This window comes from Methylomonas sp. BG-2 (assembly GCF_057766305.1).
In genome coordinates this window covers 1-3145 of the sequence record NZ_JBYMAP010000343.1, presented here as the reverse complement: position 1 = coordinate 3145, position 3145 = coordinate 1, and the positions used below count along the sequence as shown (strand labels likewise).

The window sequence follows — 3145 nt, the reverse complement described above, 5'->3', positions numbered from 1 at the left end:
TTCCGGAATTGCCACCAGCAAGGATGGGCCGGAGAAATTTGGCCCATTTTTTTGGGGATTGCATCAATCACGCCGCCAGCGCCGGCCTAGGGTGCTTGGCCCGGTAATCGGCAACAAAGACATCCATCAGGCTTTTGCGGTCTGCCTGCTTGGGATGCCGGGTTATCAAGCGCATGTTGTCCATAACCGCCACTTCGGTGTCGCCGCCGCCATCATGTTGTCCGCGCAATCTTGCTCGGATTTGAAATCCGACCCTTTCGGCCTCTCGGCACAAATTTGAGCCGATCTTTCAACTTGTCCAGACTTCTCAAGACGCTTTGTATTTTGTTGGACGATTTAGGCGGATTCGCGCGTTTTCCAGATTGAAATCGGTGACGCCAGGACGGGTCGATTGCTGATTTATGCTTTACGTTTTTCGGCGGCGGCCAATAACACGGTCAACACATCCGCCGTCGCATTCAACTCGGCGTCCAGTTCCTCCATCAAGCCGGCCTGCTCGGCACGCGCAGCGATTTCGTCCAGGCGGCTGTTGTAGGCCCAGATGTCGGTTTCTGACTTTAGTGCTTCTAATTCGGCTATGAATGAAGCTTTTATAGGGTCTTGCCTTTCTGGTTTGGTGATCGTGATTTGAGGGCTGATTTTACTGGCCGCTACATCAATCAGTCTGGCGACTTCGTCGGCCTGCTTTACGGGTTTGGCTGAGCCGTCCGCTATTTTGCCGACCTTCTTCCAGGTGGCGCCTGATTTTTGGTAGATGGCCCAATCCCGCGTATTGTTGATATAGTGATTTTTGCCCACTGATTCTTGTTTAACGGCCACGGTGCCCGATTTATCGACAAGGGTCATTCCGTCTTGGGCAATGGCCCAACCCAGCCGGACAAGTCCGTTTTTCACTGCCAGGTAACGCTTCGCTGGGTTTGCGGTTTCTGGGATGTTTTCCATGGCTGCGCGGCGCTGAGCGCGCTGTTCTGCCTCGATTTTTGCGACTTCCAGTTCATTTTGTGCGCGTTTAAGCTCTTTTTCAAGCGCCGGAATTTCGGCTTTCAGAGACTCAATGACAGCCAGGTTCTCGGCTCTCTTGGTGTTGGCCCGCTGGAATGCCACGCTGTTTTTCTCAGCCAACTTCATCACGCGGGTGGCCACGATCTTGACGTTTAGGTCGTCGCCTTTCTCCGGCGCCACAACAATGGTGATGTCCTTCTTGTTGAGCATCCACTTCCAGGAAATCAATTCGTCGGACGGGCCGATTTTGGCCGGCGTCACATCGGGGTTGTGGAAGAAAATCGATATGGTTTGGCCGTCGGATAACTCGAATACCGCCGCCACTTGCGCTACGCCGCCTTGTTTGTATGGCTCGCTGACTTGCAAGGCTACCGGCTTCATTTCGCCGCCAACGCGCTCCATGAAGGTCTGCAACACTTCCATCTTCCGCTGTAATCGGGCATACGGGGTTACCAAGGCGTCCAACACCAGGATTTCGTCGGCCTCGGCCATGATGTCGGCCATGGTTACGGAATCCAGCACCAGCCTATCGGCGGCGTCGGCGCGTTGAATCTCGTATAGGCAATGCGCGATTGTCATGCCAACCGGTGTATGGGTGATGGTGTCCCAGGTAATTGCTTGGTTCATTGGTAAAGTATTGATTTGTTAGATTATTGGATGGCTATTGTTTATGCAAAACCGCCAAATCGGCGGTTTTGGGAATAGAGGCGTCAACGTCAACAACGAATCTGGCCTTTCTGATTCGTCATACGCTCGAATCACATGCAAATGAAACTTGGCGCTGATCCACATGGCGTAGGCATAAACCAGCTCTTTTACGACAAATGTTCCAAGTCCTTGTTTTGAAACGATACCGGGAATTCCCGGTAATTCGACTTCGCTAATTAATTCCTGTGCTTGCTGAATGCGTAACCAATCAGACGGCTGATGGCGCTTTTCGCCGCCTGCTGCTTTGTGTATGTCGTTCAAACAGAATCGGCCATCCGAATCACGATTGATTAAAACATCGGCACCATTAATCATCCACCAACCCCCTATCAATCAACACCTGCCGCTGCCGCTCCCTGGCCGCCGTCAACCGGTCGACCATTTCCGTTTTGAGCCGCTCCATCATGTCTGGCGTCAGTTTGTGCGTGGCCTCGACTTCTACCTTGTCGCGCCAAAGCGAAGGCTGGCGGTTCTTCAACCAAATGAAGGCCGCTTTGGTATCGGGCGGGTAATGCTTGGTCAGTTCGGTCAGCACGACTTCGTTATTGATGACTGATACGTGGGTATCCGGATGCGAATAGCCAATACTTCGGTGATAAAGACTTTCGGCAACATTGGCGTCGGGCATCATTTTGCCAGCCTTTATGGACTCCGAGAATTCTGAATGACGCAACTTCCAAAGGTTTATTGTCGATTCTGATACGTCGAAAAAATCTGCCAAGTGCTTATCCGTAGCCCCAAGCAAACACAGACGATAGGCCTGCCGATCGAACGCCGGAAGATACTTGGTGTTGCCGTGCAGACTGGTCTCGTCAACCTCTTCCCATACCGGCTCGGGAATGGCTTTGAGAGCCATGTTTTTGGCCGGCGCGGGAGTGACTTTTTGGAGTGGCGTTTTGTCACTCAGAGTGACGTTTTGAGTGACATTCTGAGTGACGTTTTTCGGCGTGACGTTTTCAGGCTCGCGCTTCGCCCAGCCTTGCCGACCGGCTGCCTTGGCGATCGCGGCGCGGTTGATTTCAACGCCTTGGTCGGTTAGCTCGTCAGCTAGCCATTGATGGCCGTCGCGCGGGTCGGTTTCCCAGCGGCGGCGGATGTCGGCCCATTGATCCTTGGTCAGTTTTGCCATGGCTTGAATTCGTCAGTACCTTGGCTACGGGCTGTCGGCGGTTACCGACGCTTGAGCGTTCAATGCCTTGTCGTCGAAATTGATCTGAACCACGACCGGGTAGCCGGCCGGATCATCGGTACCGGGAACGCCTTTACCGTCGTTGGGTTCGCCGACCTTGGGCGCGTCGTAAAGCGGTATTTGGGCCTTGACCGTGATTTCAAGCGCCAGCATGACGACGTTCTTAGTCGAACCACGGACCGCGATTGCTGGAATGTCCGGAGACTCGATCGAGGCCACCCACTCTTCGGTGACGCCGGCAAAGCT

Annotated in this window: 5 protein-coding genes; 1 reads left to right on the top strand and 4 read right to left on the bottom strand. The window is 53.6% G+C overall.

Features of this window, described 5'->3' with window-relative positions:
• Window positions 1-280 (top strand): hypothetical protein (locus AC3B8H_RS19845; RefSeq protein ID WP_488443246.1); only part of this gene is annotated, 280 nt, incomplete at its 5' end.
• A gap of 119 nt (window positions 281-399) precedes the next feature.
• Here AC3B8H_RS19845 and AC3B8H_RS19840 read toward each other — a convergent pair.
• The 4 genes from AC3B8H_RS19840 to AC3B8H_RS19825 form a co-directional block, all read right to left on the bottom strand.
• Window positions 400-1629 (bottom strand): defense against restriction DarA-related protein, encoded by a 1230-nt coding sequence (locus tag AC3B8H_RS19840; RefSeq protein ID WP_488443245.1) that lies wholly within the window; start codon window positions 1627-1629, stop codon window positions 400-402.
• A gap of 18 nt (window positions 1630-1647) precedes the next feature.
• Window positions 1648-2025: a KilA-N domain-containing protein gene (locus tag AC3B8H_RS19835; protein ID WP_488443244.1), complete on the bottom strand. Its 378-nt coding sequence runs from the start codon at window positions 2023-2025 to the stop codon at window positions 1648-1650.
• The gene (locus AC3B8H_RS19830; protein ID WP_488443243.1) at window positions 2018-2839 is read right to left on the bottom strand and encodes a hypothetical protein; all 822 of its coding nucleotides are present in this window, start codon (window positions 2837-2839) and stop codon (window positions 2018-2020) included. Before AC3B8H_RS19830 ends, AC3B8H_RS19835 begins: the two co-directional genes overlap by 8 nt.
• A 24-nt stretch (window positions 2840-2863) precedes the next feature.
• The coding region (locus AC3B8H_RS19825) for a hypothetical protein (protein WP_488443242.1) at window positions 2864-3145 on the bottom strand (282 nt) is incomplete at its 5' end.

What these genes read in the sequence shown, in the direction of transcription:
- AC3B8H_RS19840 (WP_488443245.1), bottom strand. Translation starts at nt 1,629, where the DNA reads ATGAACCAAGCAATTACCTGGGACACCATCACCCATACACCGGTTGGC.
- AC3B8H_RS19835 (WP_488443244.1), bottom strand. Translation starts at nt 2,025, where the DNA reads ATGATTAATGGTGCCGATGTTTTAATCAATCGTGATTCGGATGGCCGA.
- AC3B8H_RS19830 (WP_488443243.1), bottom strand. Translation starts at nt 2,839, where the DNA reads ATGGCAAAACTGACCAAGGATCAATGGGCCGACATCCGCCGCCGCTGG.